The sequence below is a fragment of the Streptomyces sp. NBC_01334 genome (genome assembly GCF_035983595.1).
Lineage (GTDB): Bacteria > Actinomycetota > Actinomycetes > Streptomycetales > Streptomycetaceae > Streptomyces > Streptomyces coriariae.
On record NZ_CP130718.1, the window covers coordinates 6,758,313 to 6,783,590 of the forward strand.

The following is a 25,278-nucleotide window of genomic DNA, read 5'->3' on the forward strand; positions in this document are numbered from 1 at the left end:
CAGCTCAGCTCACCTCCAGCTCCAGGATCCGGTCGTCCCCCTTCTTCGGGTCGCCCCGGCCGTCCGTGTTGCTGGTGGTGACCCAGAGCTTGTCGCCGCCCGCGGACACCACCGTGCGCAGCCGGCCGTAGTCGCCCTGGAGGAAGGCCTGCGGGTCCGCCGAGGCCGCCGTGCCCTTCAGCGGGATGCGCCACAGACGCTGCCCCTTCAGTCCCGCCATCCAGACGGAGCCCTCGGCGTAGGCGATACCGCTGGGCGAGGCGTCGTCGGTGTGCCACTGGGCTGTCGGGTTCCGGAACTTCGTGTCCTCGGACCTGCCCTCGGCCGTCGGCCAGCCGTAGTCGGCGCCCGGCACGATCGCGTTCAGTTCGTCCCAGGTGTCCTGGCCGAACTCCGCGGCGAACAGGCGCTGCTTGGAATCCCAGGCGAGCCCCTGCACATTGCGGTGTCCGTACGAGTACACCGCGGAGTCCGGGAACGGGTTGCCGGGGGCCGGTTCGCCCTCCGGGGTCAGCCGGAGGATCTTGCCGCCGAGGGACTTCTTGTCCTGGGCCAGGCCCCGGTCGCCGCTCTCGCCGGTGCCGACGTAGAGCAGCCGGTCGGGACCGAAGGCGATCCGGCCACCGTTGTGGATCATGCCCTTGGGTATGCCCTTGAAGACCGTGTCGGGCGCGCCCAGCTGGTCGCCGGCGGGCCGCGCGGGGTCGTAGATCATCCGGACGACGCGGTTGTCCGAGGCCGAGGTGAAGTAGGCGTAGACCATGTGGTCCGACGCGTAGTCGGGGGAGAGGGCGAGGCCCAGCAGGCCGCCCTCGCCGGCCGCCGAGACCCCCGGCACCTCGCCCAGCTCGGTCTTCTTGCCCGTCTCCGCGTCCACCCGGGTGATCGTGCCCTCGTCGCGTGAGGCGACCAGGAGGCCGCCCTCGGGGAGGGGTGCGAGGCCCCAGGGCGTGTTCAGGCCCTCGGCGACCGTGCGCACCACCTTGACCGTGCCCTTCGCGGGCGGGGTCTCCTCTGCGGACGGGGAGACCTGGGCCGCCGTACTGCTCGGGGCCGCACTGGCCGAGGCGCCCGGGGACCCCCCGGCATCGGCGGAGCAGCCGCCCGTCACCAGCAGAGCACTCGCGGCCAACACGGCTGAAACAGCTCGACGTTGCACGATCATGGTCCCTTCGACACGGCGGTTCCTGCGGCGGGCTTCACCTGTCCTACGCCGTTCACGCCCCACGGGTTCCCGATCCGGGCCATCGCGACCCGAAAGCGGGACTACTCCCACGATCCCTGTGCCCCGGGCAGCTCCGCCACCTCCGTCAGATCCTGCGGCGTCAGACGCAGGCCGGCCGCGGCCGCGTTCTCCGTCACCCAGCGTTCCTGCTTGGCGCCCGGGACCGGGATCACGTGCCGGCCCTGTGCCAGCACCCAGGCCAGCGCCACCTGCGCGGCCGTCACGGCCTCGCCGTGCCGGGCGGCGACCCGGCGCAGACCGACGACGATCGGCTGGTTCGCGGCCATCATCTCGGCGGTGAAACGGGGGTGCCGGGCGCGCATGTCGTCCGGTTCGAAGCCCTGGCCGGGAGTGAGCGTGCCGGTGAGGAAGCCGTTGCCTAGCGGCATCGCCGCCAGGAAGCCCACGCCACGCGCCTCGCACCAGGGCAGCAGGGTGTCCAGCGCCTCGGGCGACCACACCGACAGCTCCGCCTCCACGGCGCTCACCGGGAAGACCTGCTGGACGCGCCGCAACTGGCGAATCGTTCCGTCGTACAGGCCGCCGGAGCGTCGACCACCTCGGGCACCCACCGCGCACAGCCCCAGTGCCCGCACCTTGCCCGCCCGGACGAGCTCGGCCATCGCGCCCCAGGTCTCCTCGACCGGGACCTCGGGATCGGCCCGGTGCAACTGGTAGAGGTCGATGACGTCCGTCTGGAGGCGCCGGAGCGAGGCGTCACAGGCCCGCTTCACATACCCCGGTCGGCCGTTGGCCACGATGTGCTGCTCACCGACGAGCAGACCGACCTTCGTCGACACGAACGCGTCCTCGCGCCGCTCCTTCAACGCCCGCCCCACCAGCAGCTCGTTGGTGAACGGGCCGTACATGTCGGCGGTGTCCAGCAGGGACGAACCCGCGTCCAGCGCCCGGTGCACCGCCCGGAGCGACTCGTCGCCCCGCTGCCGCGACCCGCTGTACGCCCAGCTCATCGGCATGCACCCGAGACCGACGGCACCCACCTCGAGCGCCCCCGCGCCGATCGTCCTGCGCTCCACCTGCCCGTGACCCTCCCTCTCCCGAGCCCCCAACCTAACCTCTGCACGCGCGCGTACCTGACATAGCCTCCTGACCATGAGCGCTGACGTCTGGCTTCCCATCCCCGCGGAAGAGATCGAGGGCCTCCCGGAGGGGCCGAACTACCGTTTCTGGAACGGTGAGGAGGACTTTCCGGCAGACCCGGCCGACTGCGTCTTCTACGTCGTCCCCTACATGAAGCCCGCCGGCCTCGGGCAGCGGCCGCTGCCCGCGATGACCTCACTGGAGGTCGTCCAGACCCTGTCCGCCGGCATCGACCACGTGGTGCCGGCCCTCGCGTCGCTGCGTCCCGGCGTGCGGCTGTGCAACGCGCGCGGGGTGCACGAGGCGAGCACGGCCGAGCTCACGCTCACCCTGGTCCTCGCGTCGCTGCGCGGGATCCCCGACTTCGTCCGGGCCCAGGACCGGGGGGAGTGGCTCAGCGGGTTCCGGCCCGCGCTCGCGGACAAGAACGTGCTCATCGTCGGGTACGGCTCCATCGGCTCCGCCATCGAGGACCGGCTCGTGCCCTTCGAGGTGGCGCGGGTGGCGCGCGTCGCGCGCTCCTGGCGCACGACGGCGCGCGGCCCCGTGCATCCGATCGCCGAACTTCCCGCCCTGCTCCCCGAAGCGGACGTCGTCATCCTGTGCACGCCCCTGAACGACAGCACCCTCGGCCTGGTCGACGCCGAGTTCCTGGCCCGGATGAAGGACGGCGCGCTGCTCGTGAACGTGGCCCGCGGCGGGGTCGTCGACACCAAGGCCCTGCTCACCGAGGTGGAGAGCGGGCGCCTCACCGCGGCGCTGGACGTCACCGACCCCGAGCCCCTGCCCCCGGGTCACCCGTTGTGGAGCGCGCCGGGCGTCCTCGTCAGCCCGCACGTCGGCGGGCCCACCTCCGCCTTCCTGCCCCGCGCCGTGCGCCTGCTGGTGGACCAGTTGGGCCGCTTCGTGAACCGGGAGCCACTGCGCAACGTGATCCTCACTACGGGCACGGCGAACGGATCGTGACGGCCGGGGCGCTCCTGCAGTCCCGCTCCAGCACCCTCCGCAGTCCTCCGGACGCGGTCCGTACCTCTTCCGGGCGCATATGCCGATGATCGTCACGCAGCGTAGAGGAACTATGTCCCTGAGTGACGAGTCTGGTGTATCGTCCCGACAGGGGCTACGCCGCGCACGTTCGGCGTCAGGGATGGACATTTCAGACTTGCGAGGGGGGCGACGGGCGATGCACGGCCTATGGACGAACGATCCGACGCGGCGGAACCGCCGGCGGCGACCCTGGCGCTCCACCACGCGCCGACACGGTCACGGCACTCACCCAGGTCATCACCGCCACCGGTGCGGCGGCGGCCACGGGAAGCACGCGCCACCGGCGGTCCGGGACCCGAGGGATCCGGGAGTGACGCGGACCGGGAGGACGCGGTGAGTCCGCCGCCGACCTCCACGCCCCTCCTCGACGGAGCGCTGCGGACGCAGCCCTCGACGGGGACACCGCGTACCGCGCCGCCGTCCGCCGGCGGCCCCGGGACCACCCTGGTCCATCAGATGTTGCTCGCCCTCCTGTGCGCGGGATACGCCGTCGGTTCCGCGCTCGGCTGGGGCTCCGACCGACTCGCACTGATCATGGGCGACTTCGGGCTGACCGCGGCGGCGGGCACCGCCGCCGTCTCCTGCTTCCTCTACGCGCGCAGCCGCCGCGTCCGTTTTCGACCCGCCTGGCTGCTGTTCTCGATCTCCTCGGCGATGGCGGCCCTCGGCAACCTGGTCTGGGGCTGGTACGAGGTGGTCCTGGGGCGGCCCGTGCCCAGCCCCAGCTTCGCCGACCTGTTCTTCCTGTGCTTCGCACCCCCCGCCATCGTGGGGCTGCTCGTGCTCGCCGCCCGGCCCATGACGAAGGCGGGCTGGGTCTGCCTGGCCCTGGACGCCTGGCTGATCGCCGGCTCGCTGCTCACCCTGTCCTGGAGCCTCGCGCTCGCCCAGGCGGCGAAGTTCGACGGACCGAGCGTGGCGCACGCAGCGCTGTCGCTCGCGTACCCGCTGCTCGACATCGCCCTGGTGAGCATGGTGCTGGTGCTGCACTTCCGGCGCACGGCGGTGAACCGCACGGCGGTCAACACGGCCGTCGGCGCGCTCGCGCTGACCGTCATGTGCGACGCCCTGTTCACCTCGCCGCTGCTGCACAACAACTACCGCTCGGGCCAGCTCCTCGACGCGGGCTGGTTCGCGGGCTCGCTGCTCCTGGCGTACGCGCCCTGGGCCGCCTCCCGCCGGCAACGGTCGGCCGCGGATGAGGGGCACACGCGTGTGGTGCACGAACACGTACCCGGCCCGCGCCCCACGGGGCGCCGCACCCAGAGGCCGTCGCGCACGGTGGCCGCCGTGTCCGCGCGGACATCCGGCCAGACCTCCGCGCAGACCTCCGCCCAGCGCCCCGACCAGACGCCTCCCCAGGGAGGTGATCACAGCCGGTTTCCGGTCACCCGGCCCATCACCGGCTCCCTGGCCGCCCTCACGCCCTATCTCGCCGCCGCCGTCTGCACCCTGGGCATCCTCTACAACGTCCTCAACGGCCGCAGCGTCGACCGCGTGGTGCTGCTGACCGGCGGCACGGTCGTGCTCGCCCTCGTGGTGCGCCAGGGGATCATGCTGCTCGACAACATCACCCTCACCCAGGAACTGGCGCAGAAGGAGAACCACTTCCGCTCCCTGGTGCAGGGCTCCAGCGACGTCATCATGATCGCCGCGCCCAGCGGTGTCCTGCGCTACGTCTCCCCGGCCGCCGCCGGGGTCTACGGCCGGCCGGCCGAGGACCTGGTGGGTTCCGAACTGGCCGACCTCATCCACCCCGAGGACCTGGGCTGCGTGGTGCACGAGGTGCGCCGCTTCCTCGCCGCCAGCCCCCAGGAGGAACCCACCACGCGCATCGAGTGCCGCTTCCGCTCCGGCGATGGGGGCACCTCCCGCTCGAGCGAAGCCGAGAGTGGGGGAGGCTGGCTCAATGTCGAGTCGACCGTCAACCGCCATCACGGCGGCCTGATCTTCAACAGCCGGGACGTGACGGAGCGGGTGCGGCTCCAGGCGCAGCTCCAGCACAACGCCGAACACGACCCGCTCACCGACCTGCCCAACCGCGCGCTGTTCACCCGGCGCGTCCAGCAGGCCCTGTCCGGCCGCCGCAGTTCCGACCGGGGCCCCGCCCTGCGCAACACGGCGGTGCTCTTCATCGACCTCGACGGTTTCAAGGCCGTCAACGACACGATCGGCCACGCGGCCGGTGACGAACTGCTGGTCCAGGCCGCGCGCAGGCTCCAGGACGCGGTCCGCAAGGGAGACACCGCCTCCCGACTGGGCGGCGACGAGTTCGCGGCCCTGATCGTCGGCGACGGCACCCGCGACCGCACCGCCCGGGAACGCCACATAGTGGAACTCGCCGACCGTCTCAGGCTCACGCTGTCGCAGCCGTACCTCATCGACGGCAACGAGGTCCGTGTCGCCGCCTCCATCGGCGTCGCCTTCGCCGAAGCCGGGCTGGGCGCCGGTGAGCTGCTGCGCAACGCCGACCTCGCCATGTACCGCGCCAAGGCGGGCGGCAAGGGCCGGGTGGAGCTGTACAAGCCGCAGATGCAGCAGGACGTCGTACGCAAGGCGGAGCTGGCCACGCGGCTGCGTGCCGCGCTGCACGACGGCGAGTTCGCGCTGCTGCACCAGCCCGTGGTGCGCCTGGAGGACGGCCGGATCTCGTCGGTCGCCGCACAGGCCCGCTGGCGCTCCTCGCAGGGGGTGCTCTTCACGCCCGCCGAGTTCCTGCGGGTCGCGGAGGACAGCGACAAGACGGCCGAGCTGGGGCGCTGGGTGCTGGAGGAGGCCGTCGAGCAGGCCGCCGACCGGGCCGCGAGCGGGCTCACCCTGCCGGTGGTCGTGCGGATGGGCGCCCGGCGGCTGCTGGACCGGTCGATGCCGCTGGGCTCCGTGGAGGCGCTGCTGACCCGGCACGGGCTGCCGTCGGGATCCCTGGTGGTGGAGCTGTCCGACACCGACCCGAGGGTGCCGCTGGACGAGCTGGAGCGCCGCCTGGGGGCGCTGCGGCGCCTCGGGGTGCGGATCGCCCTAGACGGCTTCGGCAGCGGCTACGCGGCCCTCACGGCGCTGCGGAGACTCCCCGTCGACGTACTCAGGCTGGACCGCTCGCTCGTCGAGGGGGTCGTCGAGTCCGCGCGGCTGCACAAGATCACCAGCGGGCTGCTGCGGATCGCCACCGACCTCGGGCTCCAGTCCGTCGCCGAGGGCGTGGATCTGCCCGAGCAGGTGGTCGCCCTGCGCGCGATGGGCTGTACGCACGGCCAGGGGATGGCGTTCTCCGGGCCGCTCGACGAGTACCGGCTGCGCCGGGCCCTCGCGACCGGCCGCTATCCGGTGCCGCACGGACCGGCCGAGCCCGCGTTCGCGGGCGGCGGCGCGGGGGTGTACACCAGTGGTGTCCACGCCGGAGGTGTCGCCGGCGGAGTCACGGCCGTCCTGGGGAGCGGAAGTGCCCTTCGCTCACATAATGAGACTCCCGTCCCACCCACTTGACAGTCGGTGCGCGCCGGGGGGAGGGTCAATGCCATGCGCACCCGAATTCTCGTACTTGGAAAGCGCGTCGGCTGAAGCTGGTGACGCTCCGGACGGACCCGGAACTCCCAGCGACCCACACCCGGCGCGCTCCCCTCGCTTGCCTTTTGGCACGAGGGGTTTTTTGTTGCACAAAACCCGCCGCGGCCCTCGTGCCGCAGCTCTGAAAGACCCTGAGCAAGACCCTCAGTAAAACCCTCAGCATCGAGAAGAGAATGCCGATGACCGAGCAGGCCACCGGGGCCCATCCGCAGCCGCGGCCCCGATCCGGAGGACAGCACTCCGCGACCGTCGAGCACGTGACGGGTGCGCAGTCCCTCATCCGTTCTCTCGAGGAGGTCGGCGCCGAGACGGTATTCGGCATTCCCGGCGGCACGATCCTGCCCGCCTACGACCCGATGATGGACTCGACGAGGGTCCGCCACGTCCTGGTCCGGCACGAGCAGGGCGCGGGTCACGCGGCCACCGGATACGCGCAGGCCACCGGCCGGGTCGGTGTCTGCATGGCCACTTCGGGGCCGGGCGCCACCAACCTGGTGACCCCGATCGCCGACGCCCACATGGACTCGGTGCCGCTCGTGGCGATCACCGGCCAGGTGGCGTCGAAGGCGATCGGCACGGACGCCTTCCAGGAGGCGGACATCGTCGGCATCACCATGCCGATCACCAAGCACAGCTTCCTGGTCACCAAGGCCGAGGACATCCCCCGGGTGATCGCGCAGGCCTTCCACATCGCCTCCACCGGCCGCCCCGGCCCGGTCCTGGTCGACATCCCCAAGGACATCCTCCAGGCGAGGACGACGTTCTCCTGGCCGCCGGTGATGGACCTGCCCGGCTACCGCCCGGTGACCAAGCCGCACGCCAAGCAGATCCGCGAGGCCGCCAAGCTGATCACCGCCGCCAAGCGGCCGATCCTGTACGTCGGCGGCGGTGTCCTCAAGGCCGGCGCCACCGCCGAGCTGAAGGTCCTCGCCGAGCTGACCGGCGCGCCCGTCACCACCACGCTGATGGCACTGGGCGCCTTCCCCGACAGCCACGCGCAGCACCTGGGCATGCCGGGCATGCACGGCTCGGTGGCCGCCGTCACCGGTCTGCAGAAGGCCGACCTGATCGTCGCCCTCGGCGCCCGCTTCGACGACCGTGTCACCGGCAAGCTCGACAGCTTCGCGCCGCACGCCAAGATCGTCCACGCGGACATCGACCCGGCCGAGATCGGCAAGAACCGCGCCGCCGACGTGCCGATCGTGGGGGACGCGCGCGAGGTCATCGCCGACCTGATCCAGGCGGTGCAGAAGGAGCACAGCGAGGGCCAGACCGGCGACTACACCGCGTGGTGGAAGGACCTCGACCGCTGGCGCGAGACCTATCCGCTGGGCTACGACCAGCCCGCCGACGGCTCGCTCTCCCCGCAGCAGGTCATCGAGCGCGTCGGACAGCTCGCCCCCGAGGGCACGATCTTCACCGCGGGCGTCGGCCAGCACCAGATGTGGGCCGCCCACTTCATCCAGTACGACAAGCCCGCCAGCTGGCTGAACTCAGGCGGCGCGGGCACCATGGGCTACGCCGTCCCGGCCGCGATGGGCGCCAAGGCCGGCGCGCCCGCGCGGACCGTCTGGGCCATCGACGGCGACGGCTGCTTCCAGATGACCAATCAGGAACTCACCACCTGCGCCCTGAACAACATCCCGATCAAGGTCGCCATCATCAACAACGGCGCCCTCGGCATGGTCCGCCAGTGGCAGACGCTGTTCTACAACCAGCGCTACTCCAACACCGTGCTGCACTCCGGCCCGAACGACGTCAACCCGGACGCCCGCGGTACCCGCGTCCCCGACTTCGTGAAGCTGTCGGAGGCCATGGGCTGCTACGCGATCCGCTGTGAGTCCCCCGACGACCTCGACAAGGTCATCGAGGAGGCGAACTCCATCAACGACCGTCCCGTCGTCGTCGACTTCATCGTCCACGAGGACGCGATGGTGTGGCCGATGGTCGCCGCCGGCACCTCCAACGACGAGATCCTGGCCGCCCGGGACGTCCGCCCCGACTTCGGCGACAACGAAGACGACTGAGCGAGAGAGACGTAACAAGACATGTCCAAGCACACGCTCTCCGTCCTGGTGGAGAACAAGCCGGGCATCCTGGCCCGGATCGCCGCCCTGTTCTCCCGCCGGGGCTTCAACATCGACTCGCTCGCCGTCGGCGTCACCGAGCACGCCGACATCTCCCGGATCACGATCGTGGTGAGCGTCGACGCCCTGCCGCTCGAGCAGGTCACCAAGCAGCTCAACAAGCTCGTCGAGGTGCTGAAGATCGTCGAGCTGGAGCCGGGACAGGCCGTTCACCGCGAACTCGTTCTGGTGAAGGTGCGTGCCGACAACGAGACGCGCTCGCAGATCGTCGAGATCGTCCAGCTGTTCCGCGCCAAGACCGTCGACGTCTCCCCGGAGGCCGTGACCATCGAGGCCACCGGCAGCAACGACAAGCTGTCCGCCATGCTCAAGATGCTGGAACCGTACGGCATCAAGGAGCTGGTCCAGTCCGGCACGATCGCCATCGGCCGCGGCGCCCGTTCGATCACGGACCGGTCGCTGCGCGCTCTCGACCGGTCGGCGTAAGTACGTAACCGGTCTTCGTACGAACGGATCCGGGCGGCCGGTGATCACCGACCGCCCGTATACCGAGACCCCGAAACTTCCCTTCCGCTCGCCGTCATACGGTGGGACGCAACACCTGCACTCAAGGAGAGAACCCAAAGTGGCCGAGCTGTTCTACGACGCCGACGCCGACCTGTCCATCATCCAGGGCCGCAAGGTCGCGGTCATCGGATACGGCAGCCAGGGCCACGCCCACGCCCTGTCGCTCCGTGACTCCGGTGTCGACGTCCGGGTCGGTCTGCACGAGGGCTCCAAGTCCAAGGCCAAGGCCGAGGAGCAGGGTCTGCGCGTGGTGACCCCGGCCGAGGCCGCCGCCGAGGCCGACGTCATCATGATCCTCATCCCGGACCCGATCCAGGCCCAGGTCTACGAGGAGTCCATCGCCCCGAACCTGAAGGACGGCGACGCGCTGTTCTTCGCCCACGGCTTCAACGTGCGCTTCGGCTTCATCAAGGCCCCGGCCGGCGTCGACGTCGCCCTGGTCGCCCCGAAGGGCCCGGGTCACCTGGTGCGCCGCCAGTACGAGGAGGGCCGCGGCGTCCCCGCGATCGCCGCCGTCGAGCAGGACGCGACCGGCAACGCCTTCGCGCTGGCCCTGTCGTACGCCAAGGGCATCGGCGGCACCCGCGCCGGCGTCATCAAGACGACCTTCACCGAGGAGACCGAGACCGACCTGTTCGGTGAGCAGGCCGTCCTCTGCGGTGGCACCTCCGCGCTGGTCAAGGCGGGCTTCGAGACCCTGGTCGAGGCCGGCTACCAGCCGGAGATCGCCTACTTCGAGTGCCTGCACGAGCTGAAGCTGATCGTGGACCTCATGTACGAGGGCGGCCTGGAGAAGATGCGCTGGAGCGTCTCCGAGACCGCCGAGTGGGGCGACTACATCACCGGCCCGCGCATCATCACCGACGCCACCAAGGCCGAGATGAAGCAGGTCCTCGCCGAGATCCAGGACGGCACCTTCGCCCAGAACTGGATGGACGAGTACCACGGCGGTCTGAAGAAGTACAACGAGTACAAGGACGCGGACTCCGAGCACCTGCTGGAGACCACCGGCAAGCAGCTGCGCAAGCTGATGAGCTGGGTGAACGAAGAGGCGTAAGGCCTCGGGACGGGGGGCCGGAGCAGTTCGCTCCGGCCCCGTTGTCCATCCCGTCCACCACGGACGGGTGATCCTTCCGCGGAGGCGTGAGGCGACCGCCGTCGCGGCACTACACTGCTGCACTACATACGCGTCAGGCCCACAGCGTCGTGCGTCTTCCACGCGGCTAGCCCCTCCTCCGCCTGCGGCCGTCGGGACGGCCGTCCGCACGCTTTGGACTTGTGAGGACTCACGTGAGCTCGAAACCTGTCGTACTCATCGCTGAAGAGCTGTCGCCCGCGACCGTGGACGCGCTTGGCCCGGACTTCGAGATCCGGCACGCCAACGGAGCGGACCGAGCCGAACTGCTCCCGGCCATCGCCGATGTCGACGCGATCCTGATCCGCTCGGCCACCAAGGTGGACGCCGAGGCGATCGCCGCCGCGAAGAAACTGAAGGTCGTCGCACGAGCCGGCGTCGGCCTGGACAATGTCGACGTTCCGTCCGCCACCAAGGCCGGCGTGATGGTCGTCAACGCCCCCACCTCCAACATCGTGACCGCCGCCGAACTGGCCTGCGGTCTGCTGCTCGCCACCGCCCGCCACATTCCGCAGGCCAACGCCGCGCTGAAGAACGGCGAGTGGAAGCGCAGCAAGTACACGGGCGTCGAGCTGGCCGAGAAGACCCTCGGTGTCGTCGGCCTCGGCCGCATCGGCGCGCTCGTCGCGCAGCGCATGTCCGGCTTCGGGATGAAGGTCGTCGCGTACGACCCCTACATCCAGCCCGCCCGCGCCGCGCAGATGGGCGTGAAGGTCCTCTCGCTGGACGAGCTGCTCGAGGTCGCCGACTTCATCACCGTCCACCTGCCCAAGACCCCCGAGACGGTCGGTCTGATCGGCGACGAGGCGCTGCGCAAGGTCAAGCCGACCGTGCGCATCGTCAACGCCGCGCGCGGCGGGATCGTCGACGAGGAGGCGCTGTACTCGGCGCTGAAGGAGGGCCGCGTCGCCGGCGCCGGCCTCGACGTGTACGCGAAGGAGCCCTGCACGGACTCCCCGCTCTTCGAGTTCGACCAGGTCGTGGCCACCCCGCACCTCGGCGCCTCGACCGACGAGGCCCAGGAGAAGGCCGGTATCGCGGTCGCGCGTTCGGTGCGGCTGGCCCTCGCGGGCGAGCTGGTGCCGGACGCGGTGAACGTCCAGGGCGGTGTCATCGCCGAGGACGTCAAGCCCGGTCTGCCCCTCGCCGAGCGCCTCGGCCGGATCTTCACCGCGCTCGCCGGTGAGGTCGCGGTCCGCCTCGACGTCGAGGTGTACGGCGAGATCACCCAGCACGACGTGAAGGTGCTGGAGCTGTCGGCTCTCAAGGGTGTCTTCGAGGACGTCGTCGACGAGACCGTCTCGTACGTCAACGCCCCGCTGTTCGCGCAGGAACGCGGCGTCGAGGTGCGGCTGACCACCAGCTCCGAGTCGGCCGACCACCGCAACGTCGTCACCGTGCGCGGCACGCTCTCGGACGGCGAGGAGGTGTCGGTCTCCGGCACGCTGGCCGGTCCGAAGCACCTCCAGAAGATCGTCGCGGTCGGCGAGTACGACGTCGACCTCGCGCTCGCCGACCACATGGTCGTCCTCAAGTACGAGGACCGTCCGGGTGTCGTCGGCACCGTGGGCCGGGTCTTCGGCGAGGCGGGCATCAACATCGCCGGCATGCAGGTCGCCCGCGCGGCGGTCGGCGGCGAGGCGCTGGCCGTTCTGACCGTCGACGACACGGTGCCCGCCGGGGTGCTGGCGGAGGTCGCCGAGGAGATCGGCGCGACGTCGGCCCGTGCGGTGAACCTCGTCTGAGGTTGCCGCACCCTCTGGGGGCTGCCGCCCCCAGGCCCCCGCTTCGGCCCTGAAGGGGCCTCGTCCTCGAACGCCGGACGGGCTGGATCTACTGAACGTGGCTCGAAGGCGGGAGCCGGGCGGGCTGGATTACTGAACGTGGCTCGAAGAAGGAGCCGGGCGGGCTGGTGTGATCCAGTCCGCCCGGCTCCTTTTGCCTGTGTCACTTCTCGTCGTCGACCCGGATCCGCCGCAGCGTGACCGAAGCCGCTGCCGCCGCTCCGGCGAGGAGGAGCGCCCCGGCGATCGCCGCGCCGTGCATCCCGTTGGTGAACGCCTCGCGTGCCGTCGTCGTCAGGGCGTCTCCCGTGCGCCCAGGGAGACGGCCCGCCACCGCCAGGGCGCCGCCGAGGGTCTCGCGGGCCTCGGCCGGGGCCGTGGCCGGGATGTCGTGGCGGTAGATCGCCGTGCCGATGGAGCCGAGGACGGCCATGCCGAGGGCGCCGCCGAACTCGGTGCCGGTCTCCAGCAGGGCGGACGCGGAGCCCGCCCGTTCCACCGGGGCCGCGCCCAGCGCCAGGTCCGTCATCTGGGACAGGACCATGACGATCCCGCAGGCCAGGACCGCGCAGGCGGTGAGCACGAGCCACATCGAGTCCGTACCGGCGAGGGCCAGCAGCGCGTAGCCGCTCGCGCCGATCGCGAAGCCGGCCGTGACCACGTAGGCGCGGTTGACGCCCCTCTGGACCAGGGAGGTCGCGACCGGGGCCGCCAGGCCGATCGGGACGGAGGGGAGCAGCGCCCACAGGGCCGCATCCAGCGCGCTCCTGCCGAGGACCGACTGGAGGTACTGGGTGGTGAAGAACGCCGAGCCCATCATGCCGAAGGCGGAGACCAGGTTGAGGGCGAGGGCGGGGGCGAAACCGTGGCCGCGGAACAGGGCCGGGGAGATCATCGGTGCGGCCGTGGTGCGCTGGCGGTGGACGAAGAGGGCCGCGAAGAGCAGACCGACGGTGACCGAGACGACGTACTGCGGGTGCCAGCCCTCGGACGGGATCTCCTTCAGGCCGTAGATCACGGGCAGGACGGCCGCCATCGACAGCGGGACGCTCGGCCAGTCGAAGCGGCCGGGGGCGGGGTCGCGGGACTCCGGCAGCAGGGCCGGGCCGAGGACGAGCAGCAGGACCATCGCGGGCAGGTTGACCAGGAAGACCGAGCCCCACCAGAAGTACTGCACCAGCAGACCGCTCATCACCGAGCCGAGCGCGATGCCGCCCGTCATCACCGCGGACCACATGCCGATCGCCTTCGCGCGCTGGCCGGGGTCGGTGAACATCGTGCGGATCAGGGCCATCGTCGCGGGCATCAGGGTCGCGCCGCCGATGCCGAGGACCGCGCGGGCCGCGATCAGGGTCTCGGCGCTGTTCGCGTACGCGGCGGTCAGCGAGGCGGCGCCGAAGGCGGCGGCACCGATCATCAGCAGCCTGCGGTGGCCGATGCGGTCGCCGAGCGAGCCCATCGTCATCAGCAGGCCCGCCAGCACGAAGGCGTAGATGTCGAAGATCCACAGCTGCTGGGTGCCGGTCGGCCCCAGGTCCGCGCTGATCGCCGGGATGGCGAAATAGAGGACGGAGACGTCCATGGAGACGAGCAGGAGCGGAAGCATCAGTACGCCCAGCGCGGTCCATTCACGACGGCCGGCGCGGCCCGCCGGAGGTACGGGGGTGCTCACCGTGCACACCGTGCTCGTCGCGTCGGTCGCGTCGGTCGAGTTCGTCGAGTGGGTCATGACGGTGACTGTACGAGCGTCTTAAACACTTGTCTAGAACGCTTGTATAAGTCATGCGTATAGGACGGTTGTATGGATCGGGGTAGGGTGGCGGGCATGGGACACCGTGAGGATCTGCTCGAGGGCGCCAAGCGCTGCCTGCTGGAGAAGGGGTTCCTGCGGACGACCGCGCGGGACATCGTCAAGGAGTCGGGGACCAACCTGGCGTCCATCGGCTACCACTACGGGTCGAAGGACGCGCTGCTGGTGCAGGCGTACGTCTCGTTGATCGAGGGCGCAGGCGACGAGTTCGACCCCGGGTGGGGAGCCGGGGGCGAGATGACGGCGGCCGCCGGGTCGCTGGAGCGCTTCCAGGAGGTGTGGGCGAGCATCATCGGGTCGGTGCCGCGGACGCGGGCCATCTGGCTGCTGAGCTTCGAGCTCATCGTGCAGGGCGACCGGCTCCCCGAGGTGCGCAAGCTGCTGGCCGAGGCGCAGGAGGAGGGCAGGTCGGGGATCGTGCCCATGTTCAACGGCATCCCGGAGGACGAACTCGACAAGGAGACCGTCGACACGGAGGGCCGCTTCTACCAGACCCTCCTCAACGGGCTCATGGTCCAGTGGCTCTTCGACCCGGACTCGGCGACCGACGCGGCACAGCTCACCGAGGGGCTGCGCCGAGTGATCGCGGGCGCCGCGAAGGGCTGACCGGGCGGGCCGTCCGGGCGGGCCCGGAGGGGCTCAGGGCAGCCGGGCCGCCTTGAGTGTCATGTGCAGGAGCAGCCGGTCCTCGCCGTCGTCCAGGTCCAGGCCGGTCAGCTGTTCCACCCGGGACAGCCGGTAGTAGAGGGTCTGTCGGTGGATGCCCAACTCGGCCGCCGTGCGGCCCGCTTGGCCCGCGCAGTCGAGGTACACCTCGGCCGTGCGGGCGAGTTCGTGGTGGGCGGGGCCCAACAGGGTCCGTACGGCGGGGTCCTGGGAGCTGTCCTGGGGCAGGGCGGTCAGCAGGCGGTAGGGGCCGATGGACGCCCACCGGGCGACCGGGCCGAGGCCGGGCTCCGCGAGCGCCGCCCGTGCCGACGCCGACGCCTCCTGCCAGGCGGCGCCGAGTTCCGCGAGGCCGGCCCGACCGGCGGCCACTCCCGCGGCGGACTCTCCCGCCCGCTCCAGCAGCCGGGCCGCCGCCGTCGTCGCCGGGGTGAGGGTGTCCGTCGAGCGCAGGCGGACCAGCAGGGCCAGGGACTGGGACGCGGTGCCCCACGGGACGGTGCACAGCGCCGTCGCCCCCGGCAGCGTACGCAGCGAGGGTGCGTCGTCCGGGTCCGCGGACGGCCAGGGCGTCACGCACACCACCGTGTGCGGGCCGTCCGCGCGGGCGCCGAGCGCGGTGCGCAGCTCCGCCACCGCCATGTCCCGCTGCCAGTCGGGCTGCGCGGTGAGCACCGCCCGCAGCTCCCGGGTGAGGTCCGCGCCGTGCTGGGCCTCGTCGGCGAGCAGGGCGCCGATCCGGCCGGTCACCTCCATCGCGGCCGCCAACTGGGCGTCCGAGGGCCCGGGGTCGTCGTCGAGCAGCCAGACATAGCCGAGGACCACCCCCCGGTGCCGTACGGGGAGGCAGACGCGGCCCCGGTACACCCCGGCCTCCGGGGTCGGCGGGATCCGGACCGGGCCGGTCGCGCGGGTGATGCCGAAGCCCTCGAACCAGGTGCGGACGGCGGCCGTGGAGCGCCGGGTCAGGATCGAGCGCGTGCGTACCGGATCCAGCGCCGACGCGTCGAGCTCGCCCTCGCTGTCGTAGGCGCCGAAGGCGATCAGCTCGAAATCCCGGTTCTCCAGGGTCGCGGGGGCGCCGAGCAGCTCGGAGATCTCGTCGACGAGCTCCTGGTGGTCACCTGTGTGGTCGGCTGTCACTCAGGCATTCTCCCGCATGTCCGCAGCCCCTTCATACATCTGTCTGAGATCCACGACGCGGATGCGTGACAGCTGTCGATGGCCCACGATCGGAGGGATCCTTAGGTTTCACGGTGGTTCTCCGTGCCGTTCCCCGATCGTCGGGAAACGGCCTCGTATGGGTTGGTATGTGGAGGTGCCCCGTGCTGGGTCCCGTGATTCTCGCCGCTTCGCGCAGCGACCGGATGCGACGCCTGATCTCGGCGGCCCCGGTGACGAAGCAGGTCGTGGACCGCTTCATCCCCGGTGAGACGGTCGACGACATCGTCCCGATCGTCGAGGAGCTCACTGCCGGGGGGCTGGAGCTGACGATGGACGTCGTCGGCGAGGACATCACCACCCCCGAGCAGGCCGCCGCCGCCCGGGACGCCTACCTGGCGCTGATCGACCGGCTCGCGGAGCTGGAGCTCGGCGAGCGGGTCGAGATGTCCGTCAAGCTGTCGATGTTCGGCCAGGCGCTGGACGGCGGTCACGAGCTGGCCCTCGCCAACGTGCGCCCGGTCGTCGAGGCCGCCGCGGCCATCGGCACCACCGTCACCCTCGACGCCGAGGACCACACCACCCTCGACTCGATGTTCGCCATCCACGAGGAGCTGCGGAAGAACTTCCCGCAGACCGGCTGTGTCATCCAGGCCTACCTCTTCCGCACCGAGGCCGACGCCCGCCGCCTGGCGGCGAGCGGCAGCCGGGTACGGCTCGTGAAGGGCGCGTACAAGGAGCCCGCCGAGGTCGCCTACCAGCAGAAGCACGAGATCGACAAGGCGTACGTCCGGATCCTGCGCACGCTGATGGAGGGCGAGGGGTACCCCATGATCGGGTCCCACGACCCGCGCCTCATCTCCATCGCGCAGGAGCTCGCCCGCAAGGCCGGGCGCAAGCTGGACGAGTACGAGTTCCAGATGCTGTACGGCATCCGCGGCGACGAGCACCTGCGGCTGGCCGCCGAGGGGCACCGCATGCGCGTCTACACCGCCTACGGCACCGACTGGTACGGCTACTTCATGCGTCGGCTCGCGGAGAAGCCGGCCAACCTGCGCTTTTTCGCCCGCAGCATGCTCACCCGGGGCTGAGACGAGGCAGGCGCAATGGCCTTTCCGTCGGAGGTCCGGGGGTCGTCCCCCGGGAAGGCGCAGTATGCGTCGGCTCGCGGAGAAGCCGGCCGGCCTGCGGTTCTTCGTCCGTTCGCTGATCAGCAAGGGCTGAGCCCGCACCCCCCGCTCGAAACACCCGCTCAGAAGGAGTAACGGAAGACATGGACGCGGTAACCCAGGTCCCCACCCCCGTCAACGAGCCGGTGCACGGCTACGCCCCCGGCTCGCCGGAGCGCGCCCGGCTGGAGGCCAAGCTCAAGGAACTGGCCGACAACCCGATCGACCTGCCCTGCACCATCGGCGGCGAGCGGCGGATGGGCGGCGGTGAGCGCTTCGACGTCGTGCAGCCGCACAACCACAAGGCCCGCCTCGGCACCTACGCCAACGCCACGCGCCAGGACGCCCAGGACGCCGTCGACGCGGCGCTCGCCGCCGCGCCCGCCTGGCGCGCGATGTCCTTCGACGACCGCGCCGCCATCATCCTGCGCGCCGCCGAACTGCTCGCCGGTCCCTGGCGCGAGACGCTCGCCGCCTCCACCATGCTCGGCCAGTCGAAGACCGCCCAGCAGGCGGAGATCGACTGTCCCTGCGAGCTGGTCGACTTCTGGCGTTTCAACGTGGCCTACGCCCGCCAGATCCTGGCCGAGCAGCCCCCGGCGAACTCCCCGGGTGTCTGGAACCGCCTCGACCACCGCCCGCTCGAGGGCTTCGTCTACGCGATCACGCCGTTCAACTTCACCGCCATCGCGGGCAACCTGCCGACCGCGCCCGCGCTGATGGGCAACGTGGTCGTGTGGAAGCCGTCTCCGACGCAGACCCACGCCGCCGTGCTGCTCATGCGGCTGCTGGAGGAGGCCGGTCTGCCCAAGGGCGTCATCAACCTGGTCACGGGTGACGGCCTGGAGGTCTCCGAGGTCGCCCTCAACCACCGCGACCTCGCCGGTATCCACTTCACCGGCTCGACGAAGACCTTCCAGTACCTGTGGAAGACGGTCGGCGCCAACATCGAGAAGTACCGCTCCTACCCGCGTCTGGTCGGTGAGACCGGCGGCAAGGACTTCGTCGTCGCCCACCCGAGCGCGGACCGGGCGGTGCTGAAGACGGCGCTCACCCGTGGCGCCTTCGAGTACCAGGGCCAGAAGTGCAGCGCGACCTCCCGGGCCTACATCCCGGCGTCGATCTGGAACTCCGGCTTCAAGGAGGAGTTCGCGGCCGAGGTCGACTACCTCACGATGGGTGACGTCACCGACCTCTCGAACTTCGTCGGCGCCGTCATCGACGAGCGGTCCTTCGCCAAGAACAAGGCGGCGATCGACCGTGCGAAGGCGGACCCGACCTGCACGATCGTCGCAGGCGGCTCCTACGACGACTCGGTCGGCTACTTCGTCCGCCCCACCGTCGTCGAGTGCACCGACCCGGAGAACGAGGTCTTCACGACCGAGTACTTCGGCCCGTTCCTCGCCGTGCACGTGTACGACGACAGCTCGGCCGAGGCGTACGACGAGATGCTGACGCAGATGGAGTCGGTGTCGGACTACGCGCTGACGGGCTCGGTCATCTCCGGCGACCGCGCGGCCGCCGCGTACACGATGGAGAAGCTGCGCTACGCGGCCGGCAACTTCTACATCAACGACAAGTCGACCGGCGCCGTCGTCGGCCAGCAGCCCTTCGGCGGCGGCCGCGCCTCCGGCACCAACGACAAGGCCGGCGCGCCGCAGAACCTGATGCGCTGGACCCTGACCCGTGCCATCAAGGAGACGCTGGTCGCGCCGACCGACTACGCGTACCCGCACATGGGCTGACGCGTCGTCGTACAGCGACGGAAGCGTGACGGAGGAAGGGGCCGGGCTGCTGCCCGGCCCCTTCCCGTTCTCCGTCGGCGGGTGCGTCAGCGGGTGCCGACGCGGCTGAGGAAGTCGCTGACCAGCGCCGCGATCTGGCCCGCGTGTGTCTCCAGGGCGAAGTGCCCGGTGGGCAGCAGGTGCACCTCCGCCCGGGGCAGGTCGCGGCGGAACGCGAGCGCGCCGGCCGGGACGAAGATCTCGTCGCCGGCGCCCCAGACCGCCAGCAGCGGGACCTGGCTGGTGCGGAAGTACTCCTGGAAGGCCGGGTAGAGGGCGAAGTTGGAGCCGTAGTCGGAGATCAGGTCGAGCTGGATCTCCGGCTGGCCGGGCCGGGCCATGAGGGCCGCGTCGTGCTCGTAGGCGTCGGGGCTCACGAGCTCCTGCCGCTCCGGCGGAACGCCGTGCAGGTACTGCCATTTGATCCCGTCCGGGCTGCTGATCTCGCGCACCGCAGCCTCGGTCTTCGGGGTCCGCTCCGCGATCAGCGCCAGCACCGGCGCCCAGGCCTGAGCCCCGAGCCCCTCCTCGTAGGCGTTGCCGTTCTGCGTGATGATCGCGGTCACCCGCTCGGGATGGGCGAGGGCGAGGCGCAGACCGATGGGGGAGCCGTAGTCCTGGATGTAGAGCGCGAACTCCTTCAGGCCCAGCTGCTCGGTGAACTCCCCGGTGACGGCGGCCAGTTCGTCGAAGGTGTACCGGAAGTCCGCGGGCGCCGCCGACCGGCCGAAGCCCAGGTGGTCGGGGGCGATGACGCGATGGCTGTCGGCGAGCAGCGGGATCAGGTCGCGGAACATGTGGGAGCTGCTCGGGAAGCCGTGCAGGAGCAGCAGGACCGGTGCGTCGGCCGGGCCCGCCTCCCGGTAGTAGACCTCGTGGCCGCGGACGGTGGCGGTGCGGTGACGGACCTGGCGGTCGGCGTGGAGGGTCATGACACGAGTGCACCATGCGATCACCTAACCGGTCAAGTGGCTTTTAGAGGTTAGGTGACCGGCGTACCAGGATCTTCCCCGTGTTCCCGCCGCGCAGCATCAGCAGGAACGCGTCCACGATCCGCTCGAACCCGTCCACCACCGTCTCGTCCAGCGCCAGCGCCCCGCTCAGCAGATGCGGCGCGGCGAACTCGTACAACTCCTCCTGGACGTCCAGGTGATCGCGCACCAGGAAGCCCTCCATGCGCAGGCGCTTCTCCACCATGTCGGCGTGGTCGAACACCACCGGCTGCGCATCGGGCGTGTTGTACTGCCCGACGGTGCCGACGCGCACCACCCGCCCCCGCTCCCGCAGCGCGCCGATCGCCGCCCCGAGGTGTTCGCCGCCCACGTTGTCGACGAAGACGTCGACGCCGGTGGGGGCGGCCTTCGCCAGCAGATCGGCGACCGGGCCGTCGTGGTAGTCGAAGGCCGCGTCGTAGCCGACCTGCCGGGTCAGGTACCGCACTTTCTCCGCCGTGCCCGCGCTGCCGATCAGCCGGCCGGCCCCGAGGAGCCGCGCGAAGCGTCCCGTCGCCGTGCCGACCCCGCCCGCCGCCGCGGAGACGAACAGGTCCTCGCCCTCACGCAGCCGGGCGACGCGGGTGAGTCCGACGTACGCCGTCAGGCCGGTGCCGCCGAGCAGGCTCAAGTGCGCCGAGAGCGGCACCCCTTCGAACCGGGGGAGCCGTCTGACCTCCTCCGGGCGGACCACCGCGTGGGTGCGCCAGCCCTGGCGGTGGAAGACGATCTCGCCCTCGGGGAGGGCAGCCGGATCGCGGGTGGCGATGATCCGGCCGAGCGCGCGTCCTTCCAGCGGGGAGTTCAACGCGAAGTCGCCGTCCATCATTTCGCGGTGGTAGGGGTCGACCGACCAGTAGAGGTTCTCCACCAGGGCCGTCCCCGGGGCCGGTTCCGGGACCGGGGACTCGGCGAAGCGGAAGTGGCCGGGGGTGGGGAAGCCGGTCGGACGGGCGGTCTGCTGCACGGTGAGCGCGGTGCTGGTCATGGGAGGGGACCGTAGGCAGGAATGCGGCCGGCGGGCAGCGGGTTGCGTTCATGGAACGGACCGATCCATGAGTCGCCCTCATGGCAGCAGGTGGGAGCCTCGCGTGAGCGCAGTCGATCTCGCGCCGCAGGAGTTGCGGACTCTGGTGGCCGTCGCGGACGAGGGGGGCTTCTCGGCCGCCGCCGCCCGGCTCGGGACCACTCAGTCGGCCGTCTCGCACGCGGTGCGCGGGATCGAGGGCAAGGTGGGGGTCGTGCTGTTCGAGCGCGGCCGGTTCGGCGCCCGGCCCACTCCGGCCGGCGCCCGCGCGGTCGCCCACGCCCGACGCGTGCTGCGGATGCTCCAGACCCTGGTCGCCGAGACGCGGGGGGCCGGGGCCGCGGGTGGCGGAACGGGCCGGGTCGAAGGACCGTTGCGCATCGCGGCCTTCCGCAGCGCGGCCCTGTATCTGCTGCCGCCCGTCCTGGAGCGGCTGGCCGCGCGGCATCCGGGGATCGAGGCGAGCGTGACCGTCGTACGGGAAGTGGGTCCGGGGACGGCCGGCGCGGTGGCCGAGGGGCGGGCCGACCTCGGGATCGCCACCTTCGGCACCAGCGCGCCGATCCCGCCGGAACTGGTGGGGGACGTGCTGCTGGAGGAGCCGTACGCGCTGGTGCACCCGGCGGGGCACGCCGACCCGCGCTCCCTCCCGCTCGTCGACTGGACGGAGAACTGCTCGTCCTACACGCGCGCGTGGTGGGCCGCGCAGGACTGGATCCCCGCGGCGACCGTCCGCGCCGAGGACGACGGGGCGGTGCTGTCGATGGTGGGAAGCGGTCTGGGGATGGCGATCATGCCCGCGCTCTCCCTCACCCGGACGCCCCCCGGGACGCAGCTCACCGACCTCGGCCCGGAGCGGCCCACCCGTCAGGTCGGCTATGTCACGACCCCGGAGCTGGCCGCGACCGCGGCCGTCCGGGCGCTCGTCCGGGAGTTGAGGTCGTCGGCGAAACCGCAGGTCGGCACCGGGTGACCCGGGGCGCCGTCTCAGATAGTAGGAAGTCCGAGTAATTGTAGAGACAGGCGCGTGCTCCTCCCTTAGCTTTGTAGGAGCCGAACGTCTCGCTCGACCAAGCGAATGGCGGTCGCGAGCCGGGCCCCGCGCAGGCAACCCCTGCGGCCCGCTCCCCGCCCCATCCGGCGTCTCGTAACCCCCTTCCGCACTCCCTGGAATTCGAAGGAGTCGATTTCTCATGGCCGAGACGACCGTCCGCCGCCGAGTCCGTCACATCTCCCGCACGACCGAGTCCGACCGGAAGAACGCCGCCGCGGCGCTCCAGCGCGCCCTCGACCGCCGTGACAACGGCGGCGAGACCGGCCACTGAGCCGAACCGCCCCGCAGTCCGGGAGCCGCACCCGCACGGGGTGCGGCGCGGGCCCCGAACGGGACTTCGGGACCCGCGTCGCACCCTGACCCCACGCGACACCGCGGATCCGCGCCGCCAGCGCGCGCCACGACTTCTCTGTCCGTATGGCGGACGGTCCATGTCATCCCCTGGGACGAGGAGTACGGTTCCCGTATGTCTCGCAGCCTCAATCTCGCAGTGATTCCCGGTGACGGCATCGGCCAGGAGGTCGTGGCCGAAGGTCTCAAGGTCCTCTCCGCCGTCCTCCCGCAGGATGTGAAGCTGGAGACCGAGGAGTACGACTTCGGCGCCCGGCGCTACCACGCCACCGGTGAGACGCTCACCGACGCGGACGCCGAGGCGCTGAAGCGGCACGACGCCATCCTGCTCGGCGCGATCGGTGACCCGAGCGTCCCCTCCGGCGTCCTGGAGCGGGGTTTCCTGCTCAAGCTGCGCTTCCTCTTCGACCACCACGTCAACCTGCGTCCGTCGAAGCTCCTCCCGGGTGTCCCCACCCCGCTGGCCGGCCAGCCCGAGATCGACTTCATCGTGGTCCGCGAGGGCACCGAGGGCCCGTACACCGGCAACGGCGGCACGATCCGCGAGGGCACCCCGCACGAGGTCGCCACCGAGGTCTCCGTGAACACGGCCTTCGGTGTCGAGCGCGTGGTCCGGGACGCCTTCGCCCGTGCCCAGGCCCGCCCCCGCAAGAAGCTCACGCTGGTCCACAAGAACAACGTGCTGGCCTTCGCCGGCCACCTCTGGACGAACGTCTTCAACCAGGTGGCCGAGGAGTTCCCGGACGTCACCACGGACTACATCCACGTGGACGCCGCGACGATCTACCTCGTCACGGACCCCGCGCGCTTCGACGTCATCGTCACCGACAACCTCTTCGGCGACATCATCACCGACCTCGCCGCTGCCGTCTCCGGCGGCATCGGCGTCGCCGCGAGCGGGAACATCAACCCGTCCGGCGAGTTCCCGTCCATGTTCGAGCCGGTGCACGGCTCGGCCCCGGACATCGCCGGCCAGGGCAAGGCCGACCCCACCGCCACGGTCCTGTCCGTCGCCCTGCTGCTGCGCCACCTCGGCTATGACGCCGAGGCGGTCCGCATCGAGGAGGCCGTCTCCGTCGACCTGGAGGAGCGCGGCTCGCTGCCCGCGCGCAGCACCTCCGAGATCGGTGACGCGCTCGCCGTACGCGTAGCCGGCTGACCCCGCGCTGCGCGAAACCTTTCGAAGCCGCCGGGCCGCATCCGCACCCGGCGGCTTCCGCATGTCCCCCGCCGGGTGCCACCATCAACCCTGGGTCTCATTTCACGCCGTTTTGGCCCTCGTCCGCCGCTTGCGATAATCGAACGTGGAGCCGCGGTATGAGGGAATGCTCGGACGTCCTGGCACCGGCCACTGGCCGTACGGGCGTGAGCGCGGCCCGTCACTACAACCGGTGCTGCATCTTCCGGGGGACACCCCCCGGACCCCCGGCCGAAAGACGCGGGGTGGCCCAGACGCTCGCCAGGAAGCGAAGGACAGCTACTCATGACGACGCCCACGATCGAGCTCAAGCCCTCCGCCAGTCCCACCTCCGCAGCCGAGCGGCAGGCGATCCTGGCGAATCCCGGGTTCGGCCGCCACTTCACCGACCACATGGTGACGATCAAGTGGACCGAGGGCCGCGGCTGGCACGACGGTCAGCTCGTTCCGTACGCGCCGATCCCCCTCGACCCGGCCACCAACGTCCTGCACTACGCGCAGGAGATCTTCGAGGGCCTGAAGGCGTACCGCCGCCCCGACGGGTCGGTCGCCACCTTCCGCCCGGACCAGAACGCCAAGCGCTTCCAGCGCTCGGCCCGTCGGCTGGCCATGCCCGAGCTGCCGGTCGAGACGTTCATCGAGGCGTGCGACGCGCTCGTCGGCCAGGACAAGGATTGGGTGCCCGCGCACGGCGGTGAGGAGTCCCTCTACCTGCGGCCCTTCATGATCGCGACCGAGGTCGGCCTGGGCGTGAAGCCGGCCAACGAGTACCTGTTCCTGGTCATCGCCTCACCGGCCGGCGCCTACTTCCCGGGCGGCGTGAAGCCCGTCTCCATCTGGGTCTCCGAGGAGCACGTGCGCGCCGTCCCCGGTGGCATGGGCGACGCCAAGACGGGCGGCAACTACGCCGCGTCCCTGCTCGCCCAGGCCGAGGCCGCCGCCCAGGGCTGCGCCCAGGTCTGCTACCTCGACGCGGTCGAGCGCAAGTGGGTCGAGGAGCTCGGCGGCATGAACCTGTACTTCGTGTACGACGACAAGATCATCACGCCGTCGCTCACGGGTTCCATCCTGGAGGGCGTCACCCGTGACAGCCTCCTCGCCGTCGCCCGCGACCTCGGCTACGAGGCCGAGGAGGGCCGGGTCTCGGTCGAGCAGTGGCAGCGTGACTCCGAGAGCGGCGCCCTCAAGGAGGTTTTCGCCTGCGGCACCGCCGCCGTGATCACCCCGGTCGGCACGGTCAAGCGCACCGCCGGCGAGTGGCAGCAGTCGGGCGGCGAGCCCGGCGAGGTCACCCTCAGGCTCCGCCGGGCCCTGCTGGACATCCAGCGCGGCACGGCCGAGGACAAGCACGGCTGGATGCACGAGCTGGGCTAGTCGCTCCTTTTCTGTCAGGGTCACTCCGTCAGGGCCACTCCGTCAGGGCCGCTCCGTCCGGGGTGGCCCTGCGGCGTTCTCGGGGTCCGCCCATGTTTGAGCAGTGCTCAAAAGTTTCTCGCCATGTCTTCTGATCATTGAGCAGAACGTTTAGAGTGCTGCTCAAAGAAAGGGAGGGCGAC

At 71.0% G+C, this 25,278-nt stretch carries 19 protein-coding genes; 13 read left to right on the plus strand and 6 right to left on the minus strand.

The features are described from left to right. Positions 1-4 precede the first annotated feature (4 nt). Both OG736_RS30500 and OG736_RS30505 read right to left on the minus strand, forming a co-directional pair. The gene (locus tag OG736_RS30500) at positions 5-1,165 is read right to left on the minus strand and encodes a PQQ-dependent sugar dehydrogenase (RefSeq protein ID WP_327185222.1); all 1,161 of its coding nucleotides are present in this window, start codon (positions 1,163-1,165) and stop codon (positions 5-7) included. 101 nt (positions 1,166-1,266) lie between these two features. Further along, complete coding sequence (locus OG736_RS30505; protein ID WP_327185223.1) at positions 1,267-2,262, minus strand: aldo/keto reductase; 996 nt, start codon at positions 2,260-2,262, stop codon at positions 1,267-1,269. Positions 2,263-2,338: 76 nt separating this feature from the next. On the opposite strand from OG736_RS30505, the gene OG736_RS30510 reads away from it, so the two are divergent. The 6 genes from OG736_RS30510 (at position 2,339) to serA (ending at position 12,471) form a co-directional block, all read left to right on the plus strand. Next, a complete protein-coding gene (locus tag OG736_RS30510; RefSeq protein WP_327185224.1) occupies positions 2,339-3,292 on the plus strand; it encodes a 2-hydroxyacid dehydrogenase in 954 nt (317 codons plus the stop codon). A 414-nt stretch (positions 3,293-3,706) separates the two neighbouring features. After that, the gene (locus OG736_RS30515; RefSeq protein WP_327185225.1) at positions 3,707-6,856 is read left to right on the plus strand and encodes a putative bifunctional diguanylate cyclase/phosphodiesterase; all 3,150 of its coding nucleotides are present in this window, start codon (positions 3,707-3,709) and stop codon (positions 6,854-6,856) included. 260 nt (positions 6,857-7,116) lie between these two features. Continuing rightward, complete coding sequence (locus OG736_RS30520) at positions 7,117-8,964, plus strand: acetolactate synthase large subunit (protein ID WP_327185226.1); 1,848 nt, start codon at positions 7,117-7,119, stop codon at positions 8,962-8,964. Between the two features lie 21 nt (positions 8,965-8,985). Continuing rightward, positions 8,986-9,510 (plus strand): acetolactate synthase small subunit, encoded by a 525-nt coding sequence (gene ilvN, locus OG736_RS30525; RefSeq protein ID WP_020131429.1) that lies wholly within the window; start codon positions 8,986-8,988, stop codon positions 9,508-9,510. A gap of 139 nt (positions 9,511-9,649) precedes the next feature. Beyond that, positions 9,650-10,648 (plus strand): ketol-acid reductoisomerase, encoded by a 999-nt coding sequence (gene ilvC / locus OG736_RS30530; RefSeq protein WP_020131430.1) that lies wholly within the window; start codon positions 9,650-9,652, stop codon positions 10,646-10,648. A 233-nt stretch (positions 10,649-10,881) separates the two neighbouring features. Beyond that, positions 10,882-12,471, plus strand: a complete 1,590-nt coding sequence (serA, locus tag OG736_RS30535; RefSeq protein ID WP_327185227.1) for a phosphoglycerate dehydrogenase — start codon at positions 10,882-10,884, stop codon at positions 12,469-12,471. 202 nt (positions 12,472-12,673) lie between these two features. On the opposite strand, the gene OG736_RS30540 is transcribed toward serA, so the two are convergent. After that, complete coding sequence (locus tag OG736_RS30540; RefSeq protein WP_442817095.1) at positions 12,674-14,239, minus strand: MFS transporter; 1,566 nt, start codon at positions 14,237-14,239, stop codon at positions 12,674-12,676. Positions 14,240-14,335: 96 nt separating this feature from the next. Here OG736_RS30540 and OG736_RS30545 point away from each other — a divergent pair, with 96 nt between their 5' ends. Next, positions 14,336-14,926, plus strand: a complete 591-nt coding sequence (locus OG736_RS30545; protein ID WP_327185228.1) for a TetR/AcrR family transcriptional regulator — start codon at positions 14,336-14,338, stop codon at positions 14,924-14,926. Between the two features lie 33 nt (positions 14,927-14,959). On the opposite strand, the gene OG736_RS30550 is transcribed toward OG736_RS30545, so the two are convergent. Then, positions 14,960-16,129, minus strand: a complete 1,170-nt coding sequence (locus tag OG736_RS30550; RefSeq protein ID WP_327185229.1) for a PucR family transcriptional regulator — start codon at positions 16,127-16,129, stop codon at positions 14,960-14,962. A 182-nt stretch (positions 16,130-16,311) separates the two neighbouring features. On the opposite strand from OG736_RS30550, the gene OG736_RS30555 reads away from it, so the two are divergent. Together OG736_RS30555 and pruA are read left to right on the plus strand one after the other, a co-directional pair. Continuing rightward, complete coding sequence (locus OG736_RS30555) at positions 16,312-17,238, plus strand: proline dehydrogenase family protein (RefSeq protein WP_327185230.1); 927 nt, start codon at positions 16,312-16,314, stop codon at positions 17,236-17,238. A gap of 182 nt (positions 17,239-17,420) precedes the next feature. Continuing rightward, positions 17,421-19,061: an L-glutamate gamma-semialdehyde dehydrogenase gene (pruA, locus tag OG736_RS30560; protein ID WP_327185231.1), complete on the plus strand. Its 1,641-nt coding sequence runs from the start codon at positions 17,421-17,423 to the stop codon at positions 19,059-19,061. A gap of 86 nt (positions 19,062-19,147) precedes the next feature. On the opposite strand, the gene OG736_RS30565 is transcribed toward pruA, so the two are convergent. Both OG736_RS30565 and OG736_RS30570 read right to left on the minus strand, forming a co-directional pair. Then, a complete protein-coding gene (locus OG736_RS30565) occupies positions 19,148-20,032 on the minus strand; it encodes an alpha/beta fold hydrolase (protein WP_327185232.1) in 885 nt (294 codons plus the stop codon). Between the two features lie 43 nt (positions 20,033-20,075). Further along, positions 20,076-21,080: an NADP-dependent oxidoreductase gene (locus OG736_RS30570; RefSeq protein WP_327185233.1), complete on the minus strand. Its 1,005-nt coding sequence runs from the start codon at positions 21,078-21,080 to the stop codon at positions 20,076-20,078. A gap of 103 nt (positions 21,081-21,183) precedes the next feature. Between OG736_RS30570 and OG736_RS30575 the strand changes: the two genes are divergently transcribed. From OG736_RS30575 to OG736_RS30590, 4 genes are all read left to right on the plus strand, one after another. Then, a complete protein-coding gene (locus OG736_RS30575; RefSeq protein ID WP_327185234.1) occupies positions 21,184-22,092 on the plus strand; it encodes a LysR family transcriptional regulator in 909 nt (302 codons plus the stop codon). Between the two features lie 220 nt (positions 22,093-22,312). Continuing rightward, the gene (locus OG736_RS30580) at positions 22,313-22,444 is read left to right on the plus strand and encodes a hypothetical protein (RefSeq protein ID WP_020131440.1); all 132 of its coding nucleotides are present in this window, start codon (positions 22,313-22,315) and stop codon (positions 22,442-22,444) included. A 195-nt stretch (positions 22,445-22,639) separates the two neighbouring features. Continuing rightward, positions 22,640-23,683 (plus strand): 3-isopropylmalate dehydrogenase, encoded by a 1,044-nt coding sequence (locus OG736_RS30585; RefSeq protein WP_327185235.1) that lies wholly within the window; start codon positions 22,640-22,642, stop codon positions 23,681-23,683. A 324-nt stretch (positions 23,684-24,007) separates the two neighbouring features. Beyond that, positions 24,008-25,096, plus strand: coding sequence for a branched-chain amino acid aminotransferase (locus tag OG736_RS30590; protein WP_327185236.1), 1,089 nt, complete (start codon positions 24,008-24,010; stop codon positions 25,094-25,096). Positions 25,097-25,278: the final 182 nt, after the last annotated feature.